A 23,042-nucleotide genomic window follows, 5' to 3' on the forward strand; every position below is an offset into this window, starting at 1 on the left:
GAATGAAAACAATTCAGATCGCTATTGATGGTCCAGCTTCAAGTGGAAAGAGTACAGTAGCTAAGATCATAGCTAAGGATTTTGGTTATACCTACTTGGATACAGGTGCCATGTATCGTGCGGCAACTTATATTGCCTTACAGCATCAAATCAATCCAGAAGAATCCTCTCAGCTCCTTGATTTATTGGATCAATATCCGATTAGTTTTGGGCGTTCTGAGGATGGAGAACAGCTTGTCTATGTCGGAGATGTAGATGTTAGCCATCCAATCAGAGAAAATACTGTGACTAATGCAGTATCAGCTTTTGCTGCCATTCCAGCCATTCGTGAAAAATTGGTTGCTCTTCAACAAGAAATTGCCCAACAAGGCGGTATTGTCATGGATGGGAGAGATATTGGCACAGTGGTCTTGCCTAAGGCTGAATTGAAGATTTTTCTTGTTGCTTCAGTTGATGAGCGAGCAGAACGTCGTTACAAGGAAAATCTTTCAAAGGGGATCGAAACAGATCTAGAAACTTTGAAAGAAGAAATTGCTGCGCGTGACTACAAGGATAGTCATCGAGAAACTTCGCCTCTTAAACAAGCAGAGGATGCTATCTACTTAGATACTACAGGACTAACTATTTTAGAAGTTGTCGAAAAAATTAAATCAGAAGCAGTCAAACATTTTTAATTTGAAATTTTAACCGATTGACCATGATAGTGGTGAGTCGGTTTTTTAGCAATTTGTCAAATTTTTAATTTTAAGGTATAATAGTCTTTGTTAACAAAAATTTGACAATCAAACCATCATGAAATAGAAGGAGATAAAATGAATAATCTACCAAATTGCCCAAAATGTAATTCAGAATACGTCTATGAAGACGGAGCATTGCTAGTCTGTCCAGAGTGTGCTTATGAATGGAATCCTGCTGAGCAAGCAGAGATTGAAGAAGGCCTTGTTGCTATCGATGCTAATGGAAATAAATTGGCTGATGGAGACACAGTAACCCTAATCAAAGACCTCAAAGTAAAAGGTGCTCCAAAAGACCTTAAGCAAGGGACACGTGTTAAAAATATCCGTATCGTTGAAGGTGACCACAACATCGATTGTAAGATTGATGGCTTTGGTGCTATGAAACTAAAATCAGAATTTGTTAAAAAGATTTAATCATGACTACTTGGAATAAATTTATTTTTTTCAGTCGGACTCTCTTGTTTTTCGCAGCATTTACAGGGGTCTATCTGGAAATTACCAAACGTGGTGGTTTAGGGATGTTGCTTTACTATACAGTCCTTTCCAATCTTTTGGTTGTCATCTTTACAGCTTATCTTTTGTTAAAGATGCGTAGTGGCGGTGATAGTTGGCAGAGTTCTGGGATTCTACGTCTCAAAGGTGGTGTCACTATGAGTATTATGATTACTTGTGTCATCTATCATTTCATGCTAGCTCCTTTGACGACAGATTTTTACCGTTTGGAAAATTTCCTTTGCCATTATATTGTCCCTCTCTGGTTTTTAGCAGATACAATTATTTTTGATAAGAGTCGTCAATATAAGTTAGTTGATCCCATGCTTTGGACTAGCCTTCCTTTGCTTTATATGATTTTTGCCCTCTTAAACGGTTTTGTTCTAAAGATGGATGTCCCTAATGCTAAGGATAGTCCCTTCCCTTATTTCTTTTTGAATGCTACCAAACATGGTTGGGGCTTTGTCTTTAGATGGGCAGCTACTATCTTTCTTGCCTACATGGTTTCAGGATATCTCTTTTATCTTGTGAAAAGTATTAAAAAATCTAAGAAATAAAAGTACCCAATGTGGGTGCTTTTTTGTGATAGAGACAATTGTACCCGGACAAATCGATTTATTTTATCTTGTTATGAAGTCTTTTATACCTTACAATAAAACTGTAGCTACCAATACAACTATTGAGGATGAAAAAAATGACTGAAAATCGTTATGAATTAAATAAAAATTTGGCACAGATGCTTAAAGGTGGCGTCATCATGGATGTTCAAAATCCTGAGCAAGCAAGAATTGCAGAGGCTGCAGGTGCGGCAGCTGTTATGGCCTTGGAGCGAATCCCAGCTGATATTCGTGCAGCTGGTGGTGTCTCTCGTATGAGCGATCCAAAGATGATCAAGGAAATCCAAGACGCAGTCAGCATTCCAGTTATGGCCAAGGTTCGAATTGGGCATTTTGTTGAAGCACAGATTTTAGAAGCCATCGAGATTGACTATATCGATGAGAGTGAGGTGCTATCTCCAGCTGACGATCGTTTCCATGTGGATAAGAAAGAATTCCAAGTTCCTTTTGTTTGCGGTGCTAAAGATCTAGGAGAAGCCTTGCGTCGTATTGCTGAAGGAGCATCGATGATCCGTACAAAAGGGGAACCTGGAACAGGAGACATCGTTCAGGCAGTCCGCCATATGCGTATGATGAATCAAGAAATTCGTCGCATTCAAAATCTCCGTGAAGATGAACTCTATGTCGCAGCAAAAGAACTCCAAGTTCCGGTAGAATTAGTTCAATACGTCCACGAACATGGGAAATTACCAGTTGTCAACTTTGCAGCTGGAGGAGTTGCAACACCAGCAGATGCTGCTCTCATGATGCAGCTAGGTGCAGAAGGTGTCTTTGTTGGTTCAGGGATTTTCAAGTCAGGTGATCCTGTTAAACGTGCGACAGCAATTGTCAAGGCAGTCACAAACTATCAAAATCCTCAAATTCTAGCTCAAATCTCTGAAGATTTGGGAGAAGCCATGGTTGGTATCAATGAGAATGAAATCCAAATTCTCATGGCTGAGCGAGGAAAATAGATGAAAATTGGAATATTGGCCTTGCAGGGAGCCTTTGTAGAACATGAAAAAGTGCTTGCTGAACTAGGAGTTGAAAGTATTGAACTGCGAAACCTAGAAGATTTTCAGCAACATCGAAGTGAGCTATCAGGTTTGATTTTGCCAGGAGGTGAGTCTACAACTATGGGAAAACTATTGCGAGATCAGCAAATGTTGATTCCTATAAGAGAGGCTATTCTCAATGGTTTACCGGTCTTTGGAACTTGTGCGGGTTTAATTTTGCTAGCAAAACAAATCACTTCTCAAGAGGAAAGCCATTTAGCGACCATGGACATAGTAGTAGAGCGCAATGCCTATGGACGTCAGCTAGGAAGCTTTTATACAGAAGCTGACTGCAAGGGTGTTGGCAAAATTCCCATGACCTTTATCCGTGGACCTATTATTAGTGAAGTTGGTAAGGGTGTTGATGTTCTGGCGGTAGTGAACAATCAAATCGTTGCTGCTCAAGAAAAGAATATGCTAGTGACTTCCTTTCATCCTGAATTGACAAATGATCTTCGCTTGCATCAATACTTTATCAATATGTGCAAATAAAAATAGGTCGGGATTTTCCCGACCTATTTTTACATGTAATAAACAATGGCAATGTATTGGAGAGCGGAAGCTGCCAGAATGAAGAGGTGCCAGATCATGTGGAAGTATGGTTTCTTCTTAGCATAAAAACCAGCACCAACTGTATAGCAAAGCCCACCTGATACCATAAGAGTCCAAAAGATTGGATTTGTTTGACTGATGATTGCTGGTAGGATAGTCACAACTAGCCAACCCATGATGAGGTAGAGTATCAGACTAAATTTTTCATTGACTTTTTTGGCAAAGATTTTATAAAGAATACCAAAAATAGTTGTTCCCCACTGAATGGCGATAATCAGATAACCAAACCAGTTATTCATCAAGGTTAAAACGACAGGAGTATAAGAACCTGCAATCGCAACATAAATCATAGAATGGTCAATAATTCGCAACACATATTTATGAGTGGAACCATAAGCCATAGAATGATAAATAGTCGATGAAAGAAACATAAGAAAGAGGCTGATGACGAAGATGGACACACCGACAGACGATAAAAATCCATGAGCTTCATAACTATAAGTCGATGAGATAGGGAGCAAAATCAGCATGATAAGTGCCCCTACAGCATGGGTGACACTGTTTGCTATTTCTTCTCCAAAACTAAGGCGCTTGCTAAGTTTGAAACTAGTATTCATTTGTTTCTTCCTCTTCATTTTCTGTATAGACTAGTGCTAGTGTTTGATGATAAAGTTTGACCGTTTGACAGCTTGCTTGAATGATTGGATTTTCTGGGTCAATTCCTTCGTTCATATAGTCCACAAAATCGTTATAGAGTTGCTCTGAGTTAGTTTCTGTTTGTAGAGTATTGAGTGTTTGAGCAATCTCTTGAATAGAAAAAACAGACTTGAGCGTTGTGATAGCTATCAAACGAGCAATTTGCTTGCGTTGGTATTTTTTCTTTTCAGGTTTACTGATATAGCCGTGCTTCACATAGTTGTTCACCATTGATGCAGTTAAACCTTTCTCTTTAGCAAGAGAAATAGGGGAACAAACTTTATTCACATAAAGTAGGACCTGATCCAAATAGAGATCAATGTTTGGAATTTCGTCCCATTCTGGGTAGGAAAAAGTAGTTTTCATTTTCAACTCCTGTTTATCTAGTTTTGATAACTAGATTATAAAATAATAGAAACAAAAAGTCAAGTTTTAACTGCTTGTAGAAAGCCTTAAATTATGCTATGATGAGAGAAACTAGTCAGAAAAGAGGAGATAAGATGGAAATTCGTTTAGCCTTTCCAAACGAAGTAGATGCAATTATGCAAGTGATTGAGGAAGCTAAAAAATGCTTGGCGGAAGCTGATAGCACCCAATGGCAAAATGGTTATCCAAATACTGATACGATTATCGAAGATATTATCTCAGGTCAGGCTTATGTAGCCCTGGAAGAAGGAGAGCTCTTAGCTTATGCAGCAGTAACCAAGAGTCCAGAAAAAGCCTATGAAGCCATTTATGATGGAAGCTGGGAAGGAAGAGAACCAGAATACCTTGTATTTCACCGGATTGCGGTTTCTAGAGATGTCCAAGGGCAAGGTGTTGCCCAGACCTTCTTGGAAGGCTTGATTGAAGGCTTTGATTACCTAGATTTTCGTTCAGATACGCACGCTAAAAACAAAGCCATGCAACATATTTTTGAGAAGCTAGGTTTTAAACAAGTTGGTAAAGTTCCAGTAGATGGGGAACGCTTGGCCTATCAAAAATTAAAATCAAATGTCTAAGAATTATGCAAAGATGCTGTACAAGTCTCCGATTGGAATCTTATCTTTGATAGCAGATGATCACTATCTGTTTGGAATATGGGTTGAAGCACAGAGCCATTTTGAGCGAGGTTTGTCGCTAGGTAATCTAGTTGAGGTGGAAAGTCATCCCATCTTAAATCAGATTGCTAGCTATTTAGATGCTTATTTTAAAGGACAAAATCAAGATTTGTCTCAGTTACCTTTGGCTCCTGTTGGTAGTGACTTTGAAAAAAGAGTCTGGAACTACTTGCGTGGAATTCCTTTTGGTCAGACTGTTACTTATGGACAAATAGCTAAGTACTTGCAGATAGCTTCGGCTCAGGCAATCGGAGGTGCTGTGGGGCGCAACCCCTGGTCTATCCTAGTACCTTGTCACCGCGTATTAGGTGCTGGTAATCGTCTAACAGGCTATGCTTCAGGAATTGACAAGAAGGCTTGGCTCTTAAAGCATGAAGGTGCAGCATTTCAAGAAAATAAGAAATAGAAAGTAAAGAAAATGTTAGAATTTATCGAATATCCAAAATGTACAACTTGTAAAAAAGCCAAAAAAGAGTTAGATCAACTTGGACTAGAATATAAAGATGTTCATATTGTAGAAGAAACTCCAAGTGAAATGATCATTCTGAACTGGCTTGAAACTTCTGGATTTGAGTTGAAGCAATTTTTCAATACCAGTGGGATTAAATACCGTGAACTGGGTTTAAAAGATAAGGTTGGGACTTTATCCAATAAAGAAGCAGCCAAACTCTTGGCCAGTGATGGTATGTTATTAAAACGTCCAATATTAGTGGAGAATGGTGTTGTTAAACAAATTGGCTATCGTAAAACCTACGACAACTTGGATTTGAAATAGTTTTTTTCTATCTCCTTGATAGGTAAAATATATAACCTCACACTTTTAAAGTATGATAAACTAGTAGGTAGACAAAGTCTCTTCTGCTCGTAGCAAATATTTTAAATCTAGGCAGAAGTATGATAGAATGATTCATTATCAGGAGAGGATGTTTCTATGAATGTTACAACACTTTTAGCATCAGATTGGTACCAAAACTTGATGCAGTATATTCCAGACGGCAAACTGTTTAGTTTTCGTTCTGTCTTTGATGGGATTCCAAGAATTGTACAACAATTGCCAACAACATTGATGTTGACAGTATTTGGTGCTTTTTTTGGTATCATCTTGGCCTTGGTTTTTGCTATTGTAAAAATTAATCGCGTTAGAATTCTTTATCCATTACAAGCATTCTTTGTTAGTTTCTTAAAAGGGACACCAATCCTAGTGCAGCTGATGTTGACTTACTATGGAATTCCTCTAGCATTAAAAGCGTTGAATCAACAATGGGGGACTGCTTTTAATATCAATGCGATTCCGGCTGCAGCTTTTGCCATTGTAGCCTTTGCTTTTAATGAAGCAGCCTACGCTAGTGAAACTATCCGTGCCGCTATTCTTTCTGTCAATCCTGGAGAGATTGAAGCCGCTCGTAGTCTTGGAATGACACGTGCACAAGTTTACCGTCGTGTGATTATTCCAAATGCAGCGGTAGTAGCAACTCCAACCTTGATTAACTCCCTAATCGGTTTGACTAAGGGTACTTCCCTAGCCTTTAGTGCGGGTGTTGTAGAAGTCTTTGCCCAAGCTCAGATTTTGGGTGGTGCCGATTACCGTTACTTCGAACGTTTCATCTCAGTTGCCCTTGTATACTGGGTGGTAAATATCGCTATTGAAAATCTTGGCCGCTTTATTGAAAGAAAAATGTCCATCGAAGCACCAGATAATGTGAAAACAGATGTGAAAGGAGACCTTCGCTAATGATTAAGATTTCAAATTTAAGCAAATCCTTTTCAGGTCAAACCGTCTTGGATCATCTGAATTTAGATATTCAAAAAGGGGAAGTAGTGGCTTTGATTGGTTCATCAGGAGCTGGTAAATCAACCTTTCTTCGTAGCCTAAATTATCTGGAAACACCTGATAGTGGAAGCATTCAGATTGATGATTTCAAAGTCGACTTTTCTCAAATTACTCAAGATGAGATCTTGACTCTCCGCCGCAAGTTATCTATGGTATTCCAACAGTTCAATTTGTTTGAGCGTAGAACAGCCCTAGACAATGTCAAGGAAGGTTTGGTAGTCGTTAAAAAACTTTCCGACGAAGAAGCAACTAAGATTGCCAAAGAAGAGTTGGCTAAGGTTGGTCTTTCAGATCGTCAACAGCACTATCCTCGCCACTTATCAGGTGGACAAAAACAACGGGTAGCTTTGGCGCGTGCTTTGGCCATGAAGCCAGCTATCTTGCTCTTGGATGAACCTACTTCAGCCCTTGATCCAGAATTAGTTGGTGAGGTAGAAAGATCTATTGCTAATGCAGCTAAATCAGGTCAAACCATGATTTTAGTCAGTCACGATATGTCCTTTGTTTCTCAAGTAGCTGATAAGGTTTTGTTCTTGGATAAAGGAAAGATTATTGAGTCTGGAACACCAGATGAGATTATCAATCATCCTAAAGAAGAACGAACAAAAGAATTCTTTGCTAGTTACAAACGGACCTATATTTGATATAATAGAAGACAAGAAAGACTCAGTTGGCTAGGCCAACTGGGTTTGCTCTTTAAAATTAATAGAAACGAGAGAGAGCATGCTAGTTCAGCTATTTGCTTTGTATTTAGAGAGTTTAGTGTTGACAATTCTACTTGTCTTGATTATTTTGGGACTCTGGATTGGTCTTAGAGCTCTGTCGGGGGTTGACAAAACTGCCAAAGCACGTCAAGCCCATCTCTACGATATGATTATGATTGGAGTTTTAACAATTCCAGTATTGTCATTTGCAACCATGAGCATCTTGTTGGTTCTCAAGGCTTAATAGTTGTAAAATGGGATTTAATTCGTTAGAATAAAAATAGTTACAACAAGAAAGAAGGAAAGAGAATGTACGATACGATTATTATCGGTGCAGGTCCTGCTGGGATGACTGCAGCCTTGTATGCAGCACGCAGTAATCTGAAAGTGGCTTTGATTGAAGGGGGCCTTCCAGGAGGTCAGATGAATAATACTTCTGACATTGAAAACTATCCAGGTTATGCTAATATCAGTGGTCCTGAATTAGCTGAAAAAATGTTTGAACCTCTTGAAAATCTGGGTGTTGAGCATCTCTATGGCTTCGTTGAAAATATTGAGGACCATGGCGAATTCAAAAAAGTCGTAACAGACGACCAAGTTTATGAAACGCGCACAGTTATCGTAGCGACAGGTTCTAATCATCGTCTCTTGGGAGTTCCTGGGGAAGAAGAACTCAATAGCCGTGGTGTTTCTTACTGTGCGGTTTGTGATGGAGCCTTTTTCCGTGACCAAGATTTGTTGGTTGTAGGTGGAGGTGACTCAGCAGTTGAAGAAGCAATCTTCTTAACACGATTTGCTAAGTCTGTAACCATCGTTCACCGTCGAGATGAACTACGTGCCCAAAAGGTCTTGCAAGATCGCGCCTTTGCCAATGAAAAAATCAACTTCATTTGGGATTCGGTTGTCAAAGAAATCAAGGGTGAAAACCGTGTTGAGTCGGTTGCCATTGAAAATGTTAAAACAGGACAAGTGACAGAACAAGCCTTTGGTGGTGTCTTCATCTATGTTGGATTGGACCCTGTTAGTGACTTCGTCCAAGAGTTGCAGATTCGAGACCAAGCGGGTTGGATTGTGACAGACGACCACATGAAAACAAGCGTTGCAGGGGTCTTCGCAGTTGGCGATGTTCGTCAAAAAGACCTTCGTCAAGTCACAACTGCAGTTGGAGATGGCGCTATTGCAGGTCAAGAAGCTTATAAATATATTACTGAACATAGTTAAAAAGGCGGTGGGACAGAAATCGATAGACAAAGTCTCGATTTCGTAGTCCCAGCCCCGCGAGGATGATTAGGAGCTTTTTGGAGTCCAAAAGACGAACAAAAAGTTCAATCAGCTCCGCGTCAAAGTTTGATTGCTAATAAAAAGGTGAGGTCGGGATCTTTTTGTCCCAACCTCACCTTTTTATTATAATCGATTTCTAAAGACTTCGTACATGAGGATAGCAGCTGCGACACTGGCATTGAGGCTCTGTACGTGACCATTCATAGGAATGGTGATCATCTCGTCTACTTGTTTCTTGATGTTGCTTGAGATACCTTTGCCTTCATTTCCGATGATGAGGGCGACTTTACCACTTGTATTCCATTTGTGGCAAGGAGTTCCATTCATATCAGTTCCAAAGGTCCAGAAGCCTTCATCCTTGAGTTTGTCCAAGGTTTGGCTGAGATTGGTCACGCGAGCGATAGGAACGTGTTCAATCGCACCTGTTGCTGTTTTTGCAACGACAGGAGTGACGCCGACAGCTCGGTGTTTGGGAATGATAACACCTGAAACATTGGTTGCATCCGCTGTTCTCAAGATAGAACCGAGATTATGTGGGTCCGTTAAACCATCAAGGATTAGTAGTAGTGGGTTTTCTTCCTGGCGTGTCTTAGCAAGAATTTGCTCGAGTTCAGTGTAGGCAAATTCAGAAACACGCAAGACAAAACCTTGGTGAACAGCTCCTTCAGTCATCTCAGAAAGTGATTTTTTAGAAGTCCAAGAAATGGATACTTTCTTTTCAGTAGCCAATTCCTTAACTTTTTCCACATTCTTTCCTCGTAAATCTTCCTGAAGGTAGAGTTTGTTTCCAGTATTTGCTAAAAGAGCTTCTGTGACGGCATGAACGCCATAGACAATATCGTTTGTTTTCATATCTTCATTATAACACAAAATCCCGTCTTGCAACGGGATTTTCTTTATTCAAGAATGAGCAAACCATCTTTAACTTCAAATGGGTCTTTTTCATTGATGCGATCGTAGAACATAATGCCATTTAAGTGGTCAATTTCGTGTTGAACTACAATAGAGTTATAGCCCTTAAGTTTGATGCGGTGCTTTTCTCCATCCTTATCAAAATAGTCGACAGTTACTCGAGCGTGGCGGATAACATAACCTGGAACAGCACGGTCAACAGATAAGCAACCTTCCCCTTCGCCTAGGGCAGCATCTTGGACTGAATGTGAGACGATTTTCGGATTGTACATGACAGCCTGTAAATCATAGGCTTCTTGAGGAGTCTCATCTTCCTCAGTGATATTTGGTACCAGTACGGCGATGATGCGTTTTGAGATATCCAGCTGTGGTGCAGCAAGCCCAACACCTCCACGTAGACCTAATTTTTCAGCCATAACAGGATCTTGCGAGTGTTTCAAAAATTGCATCATTTTTTCTCCAAGAATGATATCTTGGTCGCTCAAGGGGAAAGAGACCTCTTCGGCAACGGCACGAAGAGTAGGGTTCCCTTCGCGGATAATATCTTTCATATCGATTAAATGAGCAGCTTTGGTAATTCGTTCTATAGCAGACATATTCTTTCCTTTCCTTTCCTTTCCTTTCCTTCTATTACAATTACATGATAACACAAAACAGATGAGAAAGAAAGTCACAGAAGTTGCTAAAAAATAATATAATAAAAGGAAATACCAATTTGTCTGTGGTATAATAAGGTAAGGTGACTTGCATCAAAAAGTAGGGAGAAAAAATTTGGAACAACGTAGTAGAAAAAGAAAAAAAGGTCCTGTTCTACATGCTATTAGACATTCTGTTCGATTTTTCAGGAACTATAAGCAGTGGAACAATCGCACTTTTATTGTGGTCTTGTTAGCTTCGGTAGCTATCTTGATGATTTTTACTTTATTAGTGGAAGGAGTTCGAGGGATTTCTTTAAGCAGTAGTGATCCAAGTGCTGTGCAGAAAAAGTTAAATTCTCAGGAAAAGAATGCAGATACGGAGCAAGAAACAAGTGCGCGTATTATGGCAAATGGGGATTTGCTCTATCATATTCCGATTTATAGAACTGCTCTAAAAGAAGATGGGACTTACGATTTTCATGAAAATTTTGAGTATGTAAAACCTTGGCTCAAGCAAGCTGACTTAGTCATCGGTGATTTTGAGGGGACGATAAGTCCTAGCCATTATTTAGCTGGCTACCCCTTGTTTAATGCACCTGGTGAAGTCATGGATGCTATAAAGGATGCTGGTTATCAGGTCTTAGACTTGGCTCACAATCATATCTTGGATTCTCAGATTGAGGGAGTTTTTTCAACTGCAGATGCTATCGAAAAAGCTGGAATGACACCAATTGGTGTTTATACCCATGAACCACGAGAGAAAGCACCGATAGTTATCAAGGAAGTCAATGGAATTAAAATTGCCCTTTTAGCCTATTCTTATGGTTTTAACGGCATTGAAGAATACATTTCAAAAGAAGACTATGATAATCATCTTGCTGACCTAAATGAAGACAAGATGAAGGCTGAAATTGAACGAGCAGAGAAGGAAGCGGATATTACAATTATCATGCCTCAGATGGGAATTGAGTACCAATTGGAACCAACTGAAGAGCAAAAGACTCTCTATCACAAGATGATTGATTGGGGAGCTGATATTATCTTTGGTGGCCATCCTCACGTAGTTGAGCCTGCTGAAACGGTTGAGAAAGATGGGGACAAGAAACTCATTATCTATTCTATGGGGAATTTCATCTCAAATCAGCGAATTGAGACTATGCAGGATGAGGAAAATGCAAAATGGACAGAACGTGGTGTTCTCATGGATGTGACTATTAAGAAAAAAGCAGGTAAGACTATAATTGAGACGGCTCAAGCCCATCCAAGCTGGGTGAGTAGAACTCCAAAGGGAGGCTATTCTCCAGAAGGCTACCCACTCTATCTTTACCAAACTTATATCCTGGAAGACTTTATTGAGGGTGGGAAATACCGTAGTCAGTTAGACGAGGCCACCAAGCAACGGATTGATACAGCCTATAAAGAAATGAACGAGCATGTAGGTTTGAAGTGGTAGTGACATTAAAAGAGGAGCAAGATGGATATTAAGATAATAGCGACGGATATGGACGGTACTTTGTTGGATCCTCAAGGACAACTGGATCTACCTCGACTAGAGAAAATTTTAAATCAGCTAGATCAGCGTGGAGTTCGTTTTGTCATTGCAACGGGAAATGAAGTTCATCGAATGCGACAATTACTGGAACATCTAGCAGATAGAGTAGTTCTCGTGGTTGCTAATGGTGCTCGTATATTCGAAAGTGATAAATTGATTCAAGCTCAGACTTGGGACGATGCTATGGTTGATAGAGCTTTAGCTCATTTTAAAGGCAGAGAGTGTCAGGATCAGTTTGTCGTAACTGCTATGAGTGGGGGTTTTGTCAAGGAAGGCACTGTCTTTACAGAACTTGATAAATTCATGACTCCGGAGATGATTGAGAAATTCTATCAACGGATGCACTTTATTGATGAATGGGATTCCAGTCTTTTCGGTGGAGTTCTTAAGATGAGTATGGTTGTTGGTGAAGAACGATCCGATTCGGTTTTACAGGAAATCAATGACTTATTTGATGGGCATGTGCGAGCTGTTTCTAGTGGATATGGTTGTATTGATATCTTACAAGATGGAATTCATAAGGCTTGGGGCTTAGAAGAATTGCTCAAACGTTGGAATTTAAAACCTGAACAAATCATGGCTTTTGGAGACAGTGAAAATGACATTGAAATGTTAGAGTTGGCGGGTATTTCTTATGCAATGGAAAATGCAGAGGATAGAGTCAAGGAAATTGTGACAGAAGTAGCGCCAGCAAACAGTCAGGCAGGTGTTTACCAAGTTTTAGAAAACTGGCTAGAAGAAGGAGAATAACTTGGCAGTACAATTATTAGAAAACTGGCTCTTGAAAGAGCAGGAGAAAATCCAAACCAAGTATCGTGAACTCAATCAAATCTCGGTAATTGAACCAGATATCATTTTTATCGGGGATTCCATTATTGAATATTATCCCTTGCAAGAATTATTGGGAACGTCAAAAACTATTGTGAACCGAGGGATTCGAGGCTACCAGACTGGACTTTTACGAGAAAATCTTGATGCTCATCTTTATGGCGATGCAGTGGATCAAATTGTGCTTTTGATTGGGACCAATGACATTGGGAAAGATATTCCAATGAGTCAAGCATTAACAAATCTTGAAAGTGTGATTCAAAGTATTTCTCGTGATTATCCACTGTCACAGATAAAGTTAGTTTCAATCTTACCGGTCAATGAAGGTGAGGACTTTAAACAGACAGTTTATATTCGTACCAATGAGAAAATCAAGGCGTGGAACCAAGCCTATCAAGAGCTAGCTTCTGCATACATGCAGGTTGAATTTGTGCCTGTTTTTGAGAACTTACTAGATCAGAAAGGTCAACTCAAGTCAGACTTCACAACGGATGGTCTTCATCTCGGTGTCGCTGGTTATCAAGCTTTATCAAATACTTTAAAGAAATATATTTTCTAGGTTCATTATAGATGAACAAGATTTTTTATGATTAATATTTTTGGTAAAATAAATATGTTGTTAATATTATTAAAAAAATTCTCTCAATACTAGCGATCTCATGTTAGTTGATGATACCATTCACCTGTCGGAGGATATACTAAATAATAGATCTTGAAAGTATTAAAATCTGGATAAATTGATTAAGGAAGTCAAATCAATTTCTAGCAATGTTTTAGAAGTCACAGTGCACTATTCTGTATGCAATCTACTATCTGCTCTTCATTTGACAATTCGATACAATAAAAAGCTCCATAATATCTATAGGAATTTGCCTATTACAAATATTATCGAGCTTTTTTTGGCTCTTTCCTACTATTTGTCAAGTCTATCAAGGTTTTAAGAATCAAATGAGACAAGACAGTAGCTATTTTGAGGCTACTGTCATATTGTTAACACTTATTGATCTCCGAAAGGCATACTAAAACAACACCTCATCTGGTATGCTTTTCTAGCAGAATATGTTTTATACGATGGTGAAGTTGGCGAATTACAATCTAAGGACCATGTGAAAGTGGTTTATCATCAAAATTTACCTCTTCATTGCCAGCTTGTTTGATAACTAATATCATCCTTAAAATACTGTAAGAGTAGGTAGCTTTTTATTTCATCAGTAGATTGTTGGTCATTGAGAACTACCTCCTTCTGTTTCTAATCACGACTAGTACTAGAAGAATGGAATGAAATAATTTCATATTTATGAAAAATTTAGACTATGAGAATGGTCGAATAGAATACTTTCAGATTCTCTATGGTAAAATGATGAAATCACATAAGAAACTCCTTCCTATCGAGTTCATGTAGTTGAATTTTGCTAGAAATCTAATAGACTTCCTGCGAAACAAAATATGATACAATAAAACTATGAATTATGAATCAAGTAAACTCTTAACTGATGCACGCTTTAAGCGCCTTGTTGGTGTTCAGCGCACTACTTTTGAAGAGATGTTAGCTGTGTTAAAAACAGCTTATCAACGTAAACACGCAAAAGGTGGACGAACCCCTAAGTTAAGCTTAGAAGATCTCCTCATGGCTACTCTTCAATACATGCGAGAATACCGTACTTATGAACAAATCGCGGCTGATTTTGGCATTCACGAAAGCAACTTAATCCGTCGGAGTCAATGGGTTGAAGTAACTCTTATTCAAAGTGGTTTTACGATTTCAAAAACTCATCTTAGTGCTGAGGATACGGTGATTGTGGATGCAACAGAGGTAAAAATAAATCGTCCTAAAAAAATCAACTAGCCAATTATTCTGGTAAAAAGAAATATCATGCTATGAAGGCTCAAGCGATTATCACAAGCCAAGGGAGAATTGTTTCATTGGATATCGCTGTGAACTATTGCCACGATATGAAATTGTTCAAAATGAGTCGCAGAAATATCGAACAAGCTGGTAAAATCTTGGCTGACAGTGGTTATCAAGGACTCACGAAGATGTATTCACAAGCGCAAACTCCGATAACCATGCGCTATCTAAAGAGAGAATCAAGGTTGAGAATATTTTTGCCAAAGTAAAAACGTTTAAAATATTTTCAACAACCTATCGAAATCGACGCAAACGGTTTGGATTACGAATGAATTTGATTGCTGGCATTATCAACCGTGAACTAGGATTTTAGTTTCGCAAGAAATCTAATGAGTTTTTATTATTTTCTGATATTATAGTTAATCTACAATAAAACATGTTCTATAATAGTTATGAAAAAATTGTGTAACTTCAAATAGTTTATAAACTCTGGTTCTCAATTTTAGTTTTCTAATCTACTTTTTAAATCAGTTACTAATATATTCATATTTCTAACAAAAATAAATCGTTTTCACTTGACAAAAATTGGTCTATACCATATAATAAAATAAAGAATATGGAGGACAAAATTATGAAAGTTATTCAAGTGGAAAATCCAATTGAAGGTGGAAAAGTTGCTTTTGATATCTTAAAAGAAAAATTGGAAAACGGTGCACAAACATTGGGACTTGCAACAGGAAGTAGCCCTCTGGAGTTTTACCAACAAATCGTTGAGAGCGATCTTGATTTTTCAAATCTTACAAGTGTGAACTTGGATGAGTACGTAGGTCTTGATGGGGACAATCCTCAATCATATCGTTACTTCATGCAAGAAAATCTTTTCAATAAGAAACCATTTAAAGAAAGCTTCTTGCCACGTGGTGTCAAGGATAATGCAGAAGCAGAAGTAGAACGCTACAACCAAATTCTTGCTGACCATCCAGTTGACCTACAAATCTTAGGAATTGGTCGCAATGGTCATATAGGCTTTAATGAACCAGGCACACCATTTGATAGTCAAACTCACCTTGTAGAGCTTGACCAGTCTACTATCGAAGCTAACGCGCGCTTCTTTGAGAAGATTGAAGATGTTCCAACCCAAGCTATTTCAATGGGGATTAAGAACATTTTGGATGCTAAGTCTATCCTTCTATTTGCTTATGGTGAATCAAAAGCAGAAGCTATCGCTGGAACTGTTGAAGGCCCTGTGACAGAAAGTCTACCTGCAAGTAGCCTGCAAAACCATCCAGATGTGACCATTATCGCAGATGCAGCAGCACTCAGCTTGTTAAAAAAATAAGATTTTAATCATTAAAGACCATTCGATCCTATGGATTGGGTGGTTTTTTGGTTTGGGTATATTTCAAATATGATAAGGGTTGAAAATCAAAATTTTTATATTTTTTACATGAAGAAGACAAATTTGACTGTTCTTCACTTTCTGCTTTATGTCAGTATTTAGCAAAGTTAGAAACTATTAGTTTAGGTCAAGTAAAGGATTTATATTTTATTCGAGAGCAAATACTGAAACATCTTGTTGATCACGTTGGCAGCAAGGACTTATATACCATTTTTGATCTACCGTCAGATTATTGGGAGTACCTAGACCACATGGGGTTAGAAATTAAAAAATTAAGTGTTCGTTTAGAACAAACTTTAGAAGTGGAGAACTAGGCTAGACATAATGGTAAAATCTTGTAAATTTTAAATGGAATGATTTGGGAGAATTTCATTTTTTTCTTGACAATTTTCTTTATTCCGTGTAAAATAGAATAGATCTTGAACTTGAAGGGAGTGAAAAAAATGTCTAAAACAGTAGTACGTAAGAATGAATCTCTTGACGATGCTCTTCGTCGTTTCAAACGTGCAGTTACTAAAGCTGGTACTCTTCAAGAAACACGCAAACGTGAATTCTATGAAAAACCTTCTGTAAAACGTAAACGTAAGTCAGAAGCAGCTCGTAAACGTAAAAAATTCTAATTAATAAGAAAGGCTAGAGTGATCTAGTCTTTTTTGCTTTAAATAAATCCTATAAATCCTGCAAAATTCTGAAACTTCCTCCTACAATTTGATATAATAGAGGGAAGAACTTGATTGAAGGAGAAAATTATGTCGGTTTTAGTCAAAGAAGTGATTGATAAGCTCAGACTAGACATTGTCTATGGTGAGACTGAATTACTTGAAAAGAAAATCAATACTGCGGATATTACGCGACCAGGGCTTGAAATGACGGGGTATTTTGACTACTATACTCCAGAGCGGATTCAACTTTTGGGAATGAAAGAGTGGTCTTATCTGATTAGTATGTCTTCTCATAATCGCTACCAGGTTTTGAAAAAGATGTTTCAACCAGAAACACCTGCAGTTATTGTTGCGCGTGGTTTAGTAGTTCCAGAGGAAATGCTAAAGGCTGCTAGAGAATGTAAAATCGCTATTTTAACGAGTCGTACAGCAACAAGTCGTCTGTCTGGGGAATTGTCAAGTTACCTAGATTCTCGTTTGGCTGAGCGTGAAAGTGTACATGGTGTCTTGATGGATATCTATGGTATGGGTGTGCTCATTCAGGGTGACAGTGGTATTGGTAAGAGTGAGACAGGTTTAGAACTCGTGAAACGAGGACACCGTTTGGTAGCGGATGACCGTGTAGATATCTTTGCTAAGGATGAAATGACTCTCTGGGGTGAACCAGCTGAAATCTTGAAGCATTTACTTGAGATTCGTGGTGTTGGTATTATAGATGTGATGAGTCTTTATGGTGCCAGTGCAGTTAAGGATTCTTCACAAGTTCAGTTAGCTGTCTATCTAGAAAATTATGACACACAAAAGACTTTTGATCGCCTAGGCAATAATGCTGAAGAATTGGAGATTTCTGGAGTAGCCATTCCGCGTATCCGCATTCCTGTAAAAACAGGACGTAATATTTCTGTCGTTATCGAAGCAGCAGCGATGAATTATCGTGCTAAGGAAATGGGCTTTGATGCTACTCGATTGTTTGAAGAAAGATTGACAAATCTGATTGCAAAGAACGAGGTGAAAGATGATTGATCCAATTGCTTTTCAAATTGGCCCTTTAGCTGTTAGATGGTATGCACTCTGCATTGTTTCAGGTCTTGTTTTAGCGGTATACCTTGCCAGTAAAGAAGCGCCTAAAAAGAAGATTTTATCTGATGATATTTTGGACTTTATCTTAATTGCCTTTCCTTTATCCATCATTGGTGCTAGACTCTACTATGTTATTTTTAGATTTGATTACTATAGCCAACATCTGGGAGAGATTTTTGCTATTTGGAATGGTGGTCTTGCGATTTATGGCGGTTTAATTACTGGAGCGATTGTTCTCTATATCTTTGCTGATCGCAAATTAATCAATACTTGGGATTTCTTAGATATTGCAGCTCCGAGCGTCATGATTGCTCAGAGTCTAGGGCGTTGGGGAAACTTTTTTAACCAAGAAGCTTATGGAGCAGTCGTTGACAATCTAGACTATTTACCTGGTTTTATTAAGAATCAGATGTATATTGATGGCTCATACCGCCAACCAACCTTCTTATACGAATCTATCTGGAATCTGATCGGTTTTGCCTTGATTGTCATTTTTAGACGCCGATTAAAGAGTATCCGTCGTGGTCATATCACTGCCTTTTATCTAATTTGGTACGGATTTGGACGTATGATTATCGAGGGCATGCGTACGGATAGTCTCATGTTCTTTGGGCTCCGAGTATCCCAGTGGTTGTCTGCCCTATTGATTGGCCTTGGTATTTATATCATCTTTTATCAAAATCGGAAAAAAGCACCATTTTATAATGTAAAAAAGGAGAATTAAAATGTTAGAAGTGGCTTATATTATTGTGGCAATTGCCTTGGTTGTATTTTTAGTTTATCTGATTATTACCCTTCAAAAAGTTGGTCGTGTAATTGATGAAACTGAAAAAACTGTTAAAACTTTAACATCAGATGTAGATGTAACTCTTCATCAAACAAATGAATTGCTTACAAAGGTCAATGTTCTGGTTGATGATATCAACGTTAAAGTGGCAACGATTGACCCCCTCTTTACAGCAGTGGCTGATTTGTCTGTTTCTGTATCAGACCTTAATGATCAAGCGCGTGTTTTGAGTAAAAAGGCATCATCTGCTGGTTCAAAAACCTTGAAGACTGGCGCAGGCTTGTCTGCCATTCGTGTTGCAAGTAAATTTTTTAAAAAATAAAAAAGGAGTTGACTAATGGGAAAACTATCATCTATCCTTTTAGGAACTGTTTCAGGCGTTGCAGCTGCCTTGTTTCTAACTAGTGACAAAGGAAAACAAGTTAGAAGCCAAGCACAAGAATTTTTAGAAGATCTAAAAGAAGATCCTGAATATGCGAAAGAGCAGGTTTGTGAAAAATTAACGGATGTCAAAGAACAAACCAAAGAATTTGTTCTTAAAACAAAAGAGCAGATTGAATCTGGGGAAATTACTCTGGACACTGTTCTTGATAAAGCAAAATATCATGCTCAACAAGCGACTGAAGTTTCAAAAGAAACCTTGAATCATTTCAAATCACAACTGGAAGAAAAAGTAGTTGTGGAAGAAAATGGAAATGGTCAAGAAATTGTCATTGAGCTTCAAGAAAATTAACATAGAATCACCATTTTTTGGTTTTCTAGAAAATCAAGAATGGTGATTTTTTTCTTTTAAGGAATTCTTTGTGATATAATGGCAGTATAGAAAGTTCAGTATTTAGATTTCTTTCTTAATTTAGTGAAATTTTAACAGCAGGTTATTGATCTTTATACGGATGGGAAAATGGAACTAGATGATAAAATAGAAAAAGATAACCTTGTACTTTTTACAGAGTTGTTTGGAAGTCTAAAATTAGCGGTTCTGTCCGTAACCTAAATAACATGCCTGATGAACTGGGTGACTGGGTTTAGCTATTATAACAAATAGTTATTTAAAAATTGAAAGGATTTAAAATGTGATGTATTAAAGTAGAGTAAACTTCCTAAATTTTAGGAAAAGAAAAAATTGTGATTTTGTTAACAGAAAATGTTAATGTTTTCTATGTTTTATATGAAAAATTGTTAAAAAGGATTGGATAACATGAAAGATATCTTTAATAAACGCCAGCGTTTTTCGATTCGAAAGTTTTCTTTTGGAGTGGCGTCGGTACTAATAGGGGTTTCCTTATTTGCTCCAACTCAAGGAGTCTTAGCTTCTACGGAAAATAATAATGATAATAATACAGGGATAGAAGTTAATTCTGAAACTGACAATTCTCTGCCGACTGTGGAGATCAAAGAAGAAGCTCAAAGTATCTCAGAACATCGAAACAATGCTTCTTCTGAGATAGATGCTAAAGAGATTTCAACAGTAGCTACAAAAGAGACAGTTCTAGATACTTCCGGTGGTAAGGAAAATATCAATTCGACGGCAACTACTTTGGTGGCTGGTGAAGACAGATCAAGTGCTCCAGAGGTTAGAGCAGCATCAAATCCTACTGAGATTAAAAAATATGAATTGACTGAGGAAGATGCTAAAAAAATCAAAGCAGGAATAATCGGTTCAGAAGGGGATAAGTATGATAGCCTATTACTAGATGGAGAACAGTTAAAACCGAATGGTTATACAGATAACGATTATTTGAGTGATAAAGAAGAACTCTATATTTATGAAAAAAATGGTAAAAAGTATGTAGGTTATAATAGTCATCCGTTACTAGAGGATACTGATGGTGATGGGATTATTGATAGTGACGAAAAGCCAGATGAAAAATTAAAATGGAATGTAAGTGAACGTGATATGATTATGTTCATGGAATTGGCTTACCGTGACGATAAGTACATTGACAGAGTACTGGATCATAAGAGACCTTTAACAGAAGCAGAGTTATACAAAAAGAAAGGTGAAAGTAAACCACGCTATGAATATATGATGATGAATAGGGAATTGGGACCTTATTGGGAAAGAAAGAAAAGTTATCATACATCCAGTGGACTTGATGCTGTATTATTTGAGACTAAGAGCGATTTCTTATATTTACCAAATGGAACTGCCCAGGTACTAGCATTTCGTGGGACTAGTGATTCTAAAGATATAGGTGCTGATATAACACTTGGAACAGGGAGTAATCCTAAACAGGCGATAGAAGCAGAAGAAATTATGCGTGAATTAGCCAAGGATAAGAGTGTCACCAACCTTTATCTAACAGGACATTCTCTGGGAGGATATTTAGTACAACGGGCAATGGTTGAAGCCTATCAGTTGGCATATTCTGACAGCAGAGTCATGTCTACTAAAGAACAGCTGGCTTATAGAAACTTTTATAATAATGTATTAAAAAAAGGAACAACATTTAATGCTCCAAAAGTGAGGACAGGTCTTCTCTCATCATCTGCGTTTTGGCAAAAAGGTTTAGATAGTAAAAAAATAGCTAAGTCAGGTAAACTGACCCATTATATAGTTAATAACGATTCTACTATAGGAAAAAGTGTCAGTAATGATAGTGATGTTGTTATAAATGTTGGGGATACAAAAGGAGGGCATAGTTCCCGTTCTTATTTTGAAGCCGATATGATTAATAGACGACCAGAGTTTATTTCTGGGAAACGAATTTCCTTAGATGGGATAGGTTTTCAAAATCCTAAGATTACTACAGCCAAGTCTCTAGAAAAAGTTGGAGAAACTGTTGTATATAGCAAACTCGGAAATGACATCATTAAGTCAACAACTGTTAGTATCAAGGATCCTGATACAGAAAACATTACTAAGAATACACTTGATGAAATGTTCAAGAAAGATGGAGCTAAGGACAAAGTAGAAACAACAGCAATCCCATCACCTAAGAAATACGTAAAAGATGATACACGCGAAAAAGGACAAGTTAATGTTGAAGAGCCTGGTAAAACTGGAGAACAGACGGTAACAACAACTTATAGTGTCAATCCTAACACTGGAGATCTTATTGAACATGTAGGACAACCAGTAGTTAAGCAACCGGCAACAGAAACAGTTGTCAAAGTCGCAGCCAAGGACGAAGTAGAATACATTAAAAAAGGAGACGATGTTGTTAAGAAGACAACGAGCTACACAGTAAACTCAAAAACTGGCAGTCTTACTTCGACTGAGAAGGAAGAAGTAGTCAATAGAGGTGGCGCGAGGGATATAGTTGAGTATAATTCAGTTGAACCCAAACCAGTTTATTTAAAAGATGAGAACAGTCCAAAAGGTACTGTTACCGTTCAATTTCTAGGGAAAGCAGGACAAACTAAAGTCACCACAACATATAGCGTAAATCCAGTAAATGGAACCCTAACTCCATCAAAAGGCAAACCAGAAGTCGTAACTCTAACAATAGCTAGAGTTGTAAAAGTGGGAGCGAAGGACAAAGTAGTAGAAACGCCAATTGAACCTGAAGTTGAGTATGTTAAAGATGTTGAAAAAAACTTCGGTACACCATATCAGCGTATTGAGGGTAAAAAAGGTAAAACAGTTACTACAACTACTTACGATGTAGATTCAAACGACGGTCATATCACAGAACACGTTGGTACCCCAGTTGTCACCCCGGCAGGTAAGACAATCGTTAAAGTTGGTGCGAAAACTAAGGTTGAACAATCTAAAGATTCTGAAGGTCGTGATGTGATTGATACCACTACCTATGAAGTTGATTCAAAAACAGGTAAGGTAACTCCAACAACAGTTCGAACTTATGGGAAAACGAAAGCACCAACGGTTGTGAAGAGAGTAGTACCGTCTCCAGTAGTTTATGAAAAAGATGGTACAAAAGAAAAAGGTACAACCCCAACTACTGTTAAAGGTGAAGATGGTGAAGACACTATCACAACAACTTACACTGTGGATCCTAATACTGGAAAGATTACAGCAAGTGAAGGTAAACCAGTTCGTACGAAAGCACCAACGAATACTATTGTCAAAGTTCCAGCGAAGGATAAAGTAGAAACAACAGAAATTCCATCACCTAAGAAATATGTAAAAGATGATACACGCGACAAAGATCAACCAAATGTGGAAGAAGCAGGCCAAGCAGGTTCAAGCACTACCACAACAACATATGGTGTTGATTCTACTACAGGCGCTATTACAGAAACAGTAGGAAAACCAGTAGTAGTAAATCCAACAGCAACAATTGTCAAAGTCGCAGCGAAGGACAAAGTGGAGACAACCGAACTCCCA

At 38.1% G+C, this 23,042-nt stretch carries 25 protein-coding genes and 2 pseudogenes; 23 read left to right on the forward strand and 4 right to left on the reverse strand.

All coding sequences use genetic code 11. The annotated features are described in order from the left end of the window. Window positions 1–2 precede the first annotated feature (2 nt). The 5 genes from cmk (at window position 3) to pdxT (ending at window position 3,372) form a co-directional block, all read left to right on the forward strand. Window positions 3–674 carry a (d)CMP kinase gene (cmk, locus tag M1R56_RS03410; RefSeq protein ID WP_248034611.1) on the forward strand — a complete coding sequence of 224 codons (672 nt, stop codon included), beginning with the start codon at window positions 3–5 and terminating at the stop codon, window positions 672–674. Window positions 675–812: 138 nt separating this feature from the next. Further along, complete coding sequence (locus tag M1R56_RS03415) at window positions 813–1,151, forward strand: zinc ribbon domain-containing protein YjdM (protein WP_248034612.1); 339 nt, start codon at window positions 813–815, stop codon at window positions 1,149–1,151. Between the two features lie 2 nt (window positions 1,152–1,153). Then, window positions 1,154–1,786 carry a Pr6Pr family membrane protein gene (locus M1R56_RS03420; protein ID WP_248034613.1) on the forward strand — a complete coding sequence of 211 codons (633 nt, stop codon included), beginning with the start codon at window positions 1,154–1,156 and terminating at the stop codon, window positions 1,784–1,786. Between the two features lie 137 nt (window positions 1,787–1,923). Continuing rightward, window positions 1,924–2,799: a pyridoxal 5'-phosphate synthase lyase subunit PdxS gene (pdxS, locus tag M1R56_RS03425; RefSeq protein WP_248034614.1), complete on the forward strand. Its 876-nt coding sequence runs from the start codon at window positions 1,924–1,926 to the stop codon at window positions 2,797–2,799. Then, window positions 2,800–3,372: a pyridoxal 5'-phosphate synthase glutaminase subunit PdxT gene (pdxT, locus tag M1R56_RS03430; protein WP_248034615.1), complete on the forward strand. Its 573-nt coding sequence runs from the start codon at window positions 2,800–2,802 to the stop codon at window positions 3,370–3,372. It begins immediately after the preceding gene. A 29-nt stretch (window positions 3,373–3,401) separates the two neighbouring features. Here pdxT and M1R56_RS03435 read toward each other — a convergent pair whose 3' ends face one another. Both M1R56_RS03435 and M1R56_RS03440 read right to left on the reverse strand, forming a co-directional pair. After that, entirely contained in the window at window positions 3,402–4,049 is a 648-nt protein-coding gene (locus tag M1R56_RS03435) for a hemolysin III family protein (RefSeq protein ID WP_248034616.1), read from the reverse strand. Next, window positions 4,039–4,494 (reverse strand): DUF1836 domain-containing protein, encoded by a 456-nt coding sequence (locus M1R56_RS03440; RefSeq protein WP_248034617.1) that lies wholly within the window; start codon window positions 4,492–4,494, stop codon window positions 4,039–4,041. Before M1R56_RS03440 ends, M1R56_RS03435 begins: the two co-directional genes overlap by 11 nt. 134 nt (window positions 4,495–4,628) lie before the next feature. Here M1R56_RS03440 and M1R56_RS03445 point away from each other — a divergent pair, with 134 nt between their 5' ends. The 7 genes from M1R56_RS03445 (at window position 4,629) to trxB (ending at window position 8,984) form a co-directional block, all read left to right on the forward strand. Next, complete coding sequence (locus M1R56_RS03445) at window positions 4,629–5,129, forward strand: GNAT family N-acetyltransferase (RefSeq protein ID WP_248034618.1); 501 nt, start codon at window positions 4,629–4,631, stop codon at window positions 5,127–5,129. Beyond that, window positions 5,122–5,634: a methylated-DNA--[protein]-cysteine S-methyltransferase gene (locus tag M1R56_RS03450; RefSeq protein WP_248034619.1), complete on the forward strand. Its 513-nt coding sequence runs from the start codon at window positions 5,122–5,124 to the stop codon at window positions 5,632–5,634. The genes M1R56_RS03445 and M1R56_RS03450 overlap by 8 nt, the downstream gene beginning before the upstream one ends. Before the next feature lie 12 nt (window positions 5,635–5,646). Continuing rightward, window positions 5,647–6,003, forward strand: coding sequence for a Spx/MgsR family RNA polymerase-binding regulatory protein (locus M1R56_RS03455; RefSeq protein ID WP_223339217.1), 357 nt, complete (start codon window positions 5,647–5,649; stop codon window positions 6,001–6,003). Window positions 6,004–6,159: 156 nt separating this feature from the next. Next, the gene (locus tag M1R56_RS03460; protein ID WP_248034620.1) at window positions 6,160–6,960 is read left to right on the forward strand and encodes an amino acid ABC transporter permease; all 801 of its coding nucleotides are present in this window, start codon (window positions 6,160–6,162) and stop codon (window positions 6,958–6,960) included. After that, on the forward strand, window positions 6,960–7,703 hold the full coding sequence (locus M1R56_RS03465) for an amino acid ABC transporter ATP-binding protein (RefSeq protein ID WP_045762917.1): 744 nt from the start codon (window positions 6,960–6,962) through the stop codon (window positions 7,701–7,703). The genes M1R56_RS03460 and M1R56_RS03465 overlap by 1 nt, the downstream gene beginning before the upstream one ends. Window positions 7,704–7,782: 79 nt before the next feature. Next, complete coding sequence (locus tag M1R56_RS03470; protein WP_000960970.1) at window positions 7,783–8,007, forward strand: DUF4059 family protein; 225 nt, start codon at window positions 7,783–7,785, stop codon at window positions 8,005–8,007. Between the two features lie 65 nt (window positions 8,008–8,072). Then, window positions 8,073–8,984 carry a thioredoxin-disulfide reductase gene (gene trxB, locus M1R56_RS03475; RefSeq protein WP_248034621.1) on the forward strand — a complete coding sequence of 304 codons (912 nt, stop codon included), beginning with the start codon at window positions 8,073–8,075 and terminating at the stop codon, window positions 8,982–8,984. 183 nt (window positions 8,985–9,167) lie between these two features. Here the strand turns inward: trxB and rlmB are convergent, their stop codons facing one another. Both rlmB and def read right to left on the reverse strand, forming a co-directional pair. After that, window positions 9,168–9,896: a 23S rRNA (guanosine(2251)-2'-O)-methyltransferase RlmB gene (rlmB, locus tag M1R56_RS03480; RefSeq protein ID WP_248034622.1), complete on the reverse strand. Its 729-nt coding sequence runs from the start codon at window positions 9,894–9,896 to the stop codon at window positions 9,168–9,170. Between the two features lie 44 nt (window positions 9,897–9,940). Then, the gene (def, locus tag M1R56_RS03485; RefSeq protein ID WP_075231800.1) at window positions 9,941–10,552 is read right to left on the reverse strand and encodes a peptide deformylase; all 612 of its coding nucleotides are present in this window, start codon (window positions 10,550–10,552) and stop codon (window positions 9,941–9,943) included. A gap of 175 nt (window positions 10,553–10,727) precedes the next feature. Between def and M1R56_RS03490 the strand changes: the two genes are divergently transcribed. The 11 genes and pseudogenes from M1R56_RS03490 to M1R56_RS03545 form a co-directional block, all read left to right on the forward strand. Next, entirely contained in the window at window positions 10,728–12,047 is a 1,320-nt protein-coding gene (locus tag M1R56_RS03490; RefSeq protein WP_248034623.1) for a CapA family protein, read from the forward strand. Window positions 12,048–12,068: 21 nt separating this feature from the next. Next, complete coding sequence (locus M1R56_RS03495) at window positions 12,069–12,896, forward strand: HAD family hydrolase (RefSeq protein WP_248034624.1); 828 nt, start codon at window positions 12,069–12,071, stop codon at window positions 12,894–12,896. A gap of 1 nt (window position 12,897) precedes the next feature. Further along, window positions 12,898–13,533: an SGNH/GDSL hydrolase family protein gene (locus tag M1R56_RS03500; RefSeq protein ID WP_248034625.1), complete on the forward strand. Its 636-nt coding sequence runs from the start codon at window positions 12,898–12,900 to the stop codon at window positions 13,531–13,533. A gap of 903 nt (window positions 13,534–14,436) precedes the next feature. Beyond that, window positions 14,437–15,196: pseudogene (locus tag M1R56_RS03505) on the forward strand (IS5 family transposase). 258 nt (window positions 15,197–15,454) lie between these two features. Next, window positions 15,455–16,162 carry a glucosamine-6-phosphate deaminase gene (locus M1R56_RS03510; protein ID WP_049526994.1) on the forward strand — a complete coding sequence of 236 codons (708 nt, stop codon included), beginning with the start codon at window positions 15,455–15,457 and terminating at the stop codon, window positions 16,160–16,162. 503 nt (window positions 16,163–16,665) lie between these two features. Beyond that, the gene (gene rpsU, locus M1R56_RS03520) at window positions 16,666–16,842 is read left to right on the forward strand and encodes a 30S ribosomal protein S21 (RefSeq protein ID WP_000048054.1); all 177 of its coding nucleotides are present in this window, start codon (window positions 16,666–16,668) and stop codon (window positions 16,840–16,842) included. Window positions 16,843–16,971: 129 nt separating this feature from the next. Continuing rightward, window positions 16,972–17,907 (forward strand): HPr(Ser) kinase/phosphatase, encoded by a 936-nt coding sequence (hprK, locus tag M1R56_RS03525; protein WP_194251822.1) that lies wholly within the window; start codon window positions 16,972–16,974, stop codon window positions 17,905–17,907. Further along, window positions 17,900–18,688, forward strand: a complete 789-nt coding sequence (gene lgt, locus M1R56_RS03530) for a prolipoprotein diacylglyceryl transferase (protein WP_075231806.1) — start codon at window positions 17,900–17,902, stop codon at window positions 18,686–18,688. Before hprK ends, lgt begins: the two co-directional genes overlap by 8 nt. Window position 18,689: 1 nt before the next feature. Further along, window positions 18,690–19,089 (forward strand): annotated as a pseudogene (locus M1R56_RS03535) (DUF948 domain-containing protein). After that, complete coding sequence (locus M1R56_RS03540; protein ID WP_248034626.1) at window positions 19,089–19,484, forward strand: YtxH domain-containing protein; 396 nt, start codon at window positions 19,089–19,091, stop codon at window positions 19,482–19,484. Before M1R56_RS03535 ends, M1R56_RS03540 begins: the two are co-directional and overlap by 1 nt. A 465-nt stretch (window positions 19,485–19,949) precedes the next feature. After that, a partial coding sequence (locus tag M1R56_RS03545; protein WP_248034627.1) for a YSIRK-type signal peptide-containing protein occupies window positions 19,950–23,042 on the forward strand: 3,093 nt, incomplete at its 3' end.

It is taken from the genome of Streptococcus sp. oral taxon 431, from assembly GCF_023115445.1.
Taxonomy (GTDB): Bacteria; Bacillota; Bacilli; order Lactobacillales; family Streptococcaceae; genus Streptococcus.

Bases quoted from the DNA above. Each gene is read 5' to 3' on its own strand.
- M1R56_RS03495 (WP_248034624.1), top strand. From the start codon at position 12,069: ATGGATATTAAGATAATAGCGACGGATATGGACGGTACTTTGTTGGAT.
- M1R56_RS03415 (WP_248034612.1), top strand. From the start codon at position 813: ATGAATAATCTACCAAATTGCCCAAAATGTAATTCAGAATACGTCTAT.
- M1R56_RS03465 (WP_045762917.1), top strand. From the start codon at position 6,960: ATGATTAAGATTTCAAATTTAAGCAAATCCTTTTCAGGTCAAACCGTC.
- M1R56_RS03435 (WP_248034616.1), bottom strand. From the start codon at position 4,049: ATGAATACTAGTTTCAAACTTAGCAAGCGCCTTAGTTTTGGAGAAGAA.
- hprK (WP_194251822.1), top strand. From the start codon at position 16,972: ATGTCGGTTTTAGTCAAAGAAGTGATTGATAAGCTCAGACTAGACATT.
- cmk (WP_248034611.1), top strand. From the start codon at position 3: ATGAAAACAATTCAGATCGCTATTGATGGTCCAGCTTCAAGTGGAAAG.
- pdxT (WP_248034615.1), top strand. From the start codon at position 2,800: ATGAAAATTGGAATATTGGCCTTGCAGGGAGCCTTTGTAGAACATGAA.
- M1R56_RS03510 (WP_049526994.1), top strand. From the start codon at position 15,455: ATGAAAGTTATTCAAGTGGAAAATCCAATTGAAGGTGGAAAAGTTGCT.
- M1R56_RS03470 (WP_000960970.1), top strand. From the start codon at position 7,783: ATGCTAGTTCAGCTATTTGCTTTGTATTTAGAGAGTTTAGTGTTGACA.
- M1R56_RS03440 (WP_248034617.1), bottom strand. From the start codon at position 4,494: ATGAAAACTACTTTTTCCTACCCAGAATGGGACGAAATTCCAAACATT.
- pdxS (WP_248034614.1), top strand. From the start codon at position 1,924: ATGACTGAAAATCGTTATGAATTAAATAAAAATTTGGCACAGATGCTT.
- lgt (WP_075231806.1), top strand. From the start codon at position 17,900: ATGATTGATCCAATTGCTTTTCAAATTGGCCCTTTAGCTGTTAGATGG.
- M1R56_RS03455 (WP_223339217.1), top strand. From the start codon at position 5,647: ATGTTAGAATTTATCGAATATCCAAAATGTACAACTTGTAAAAAAGCC.
- M1R56_RS03450 (WP_248034619.1), top strand. From the start codon at position 5,122: ATGTCTAAGAATTATGCAAAGATGCTGTACAAGTCTCCGATTGGAATC.
- M1R56_RS03420 (WP_248034613.1), top strand. From the start codon at position 1,154: ATGACTACTTGGAATAAATTTATTTTTTTCAGTCGGACTCTCTTGTTT.
- M1R56_RS03445 (WP_248034618.1), top strand. From the start codon at position 4,629: ATGGAAATTCGTTTAGCCTTTCCAAACGAAGTAGATGCAATTATGCAA.
- M1R56_RS03540 (WP_248034626.1), top strand. From the start codon at position 19,089: ATGGGAAAACTATCATCTATCCTTTTAGGAACTGTTTCAGGCGTTGCA.
- rlmB (WP_248034622.1), bottom strand. From the start codon at position 9,896: ATGAAAACAAACGATATTGTCTATGGCGTTCATGCCGTCACAGAAGCT.
- def (WP_075231800.1), bottom strand. From the start codon at position 10,552: ATGTCTGCTATAGAACGAATTACCAAAGCTGCTCATTTAATCGATATG.
- rpsU (WP_000048054.1), top strand. From the start codon at position 16,666: ATGTCTAAAACAGTAGTACGTAAGAATGAATCTCTTGACGATGCTCTT.
- trxB (WP_248034621.1), top strand. From the start codon at position 8,073: ATGTACGATACGATTATTATCGGTGCAGGTCCTGCTGGGATGACTGCA.
- M1R56_RS03460 (WP_248034620.1), top strand. From the start codon at position 6,160: ATGAATGTTACAACACTTTTAGCATCAGATTGGTACCAAAACTTGATG.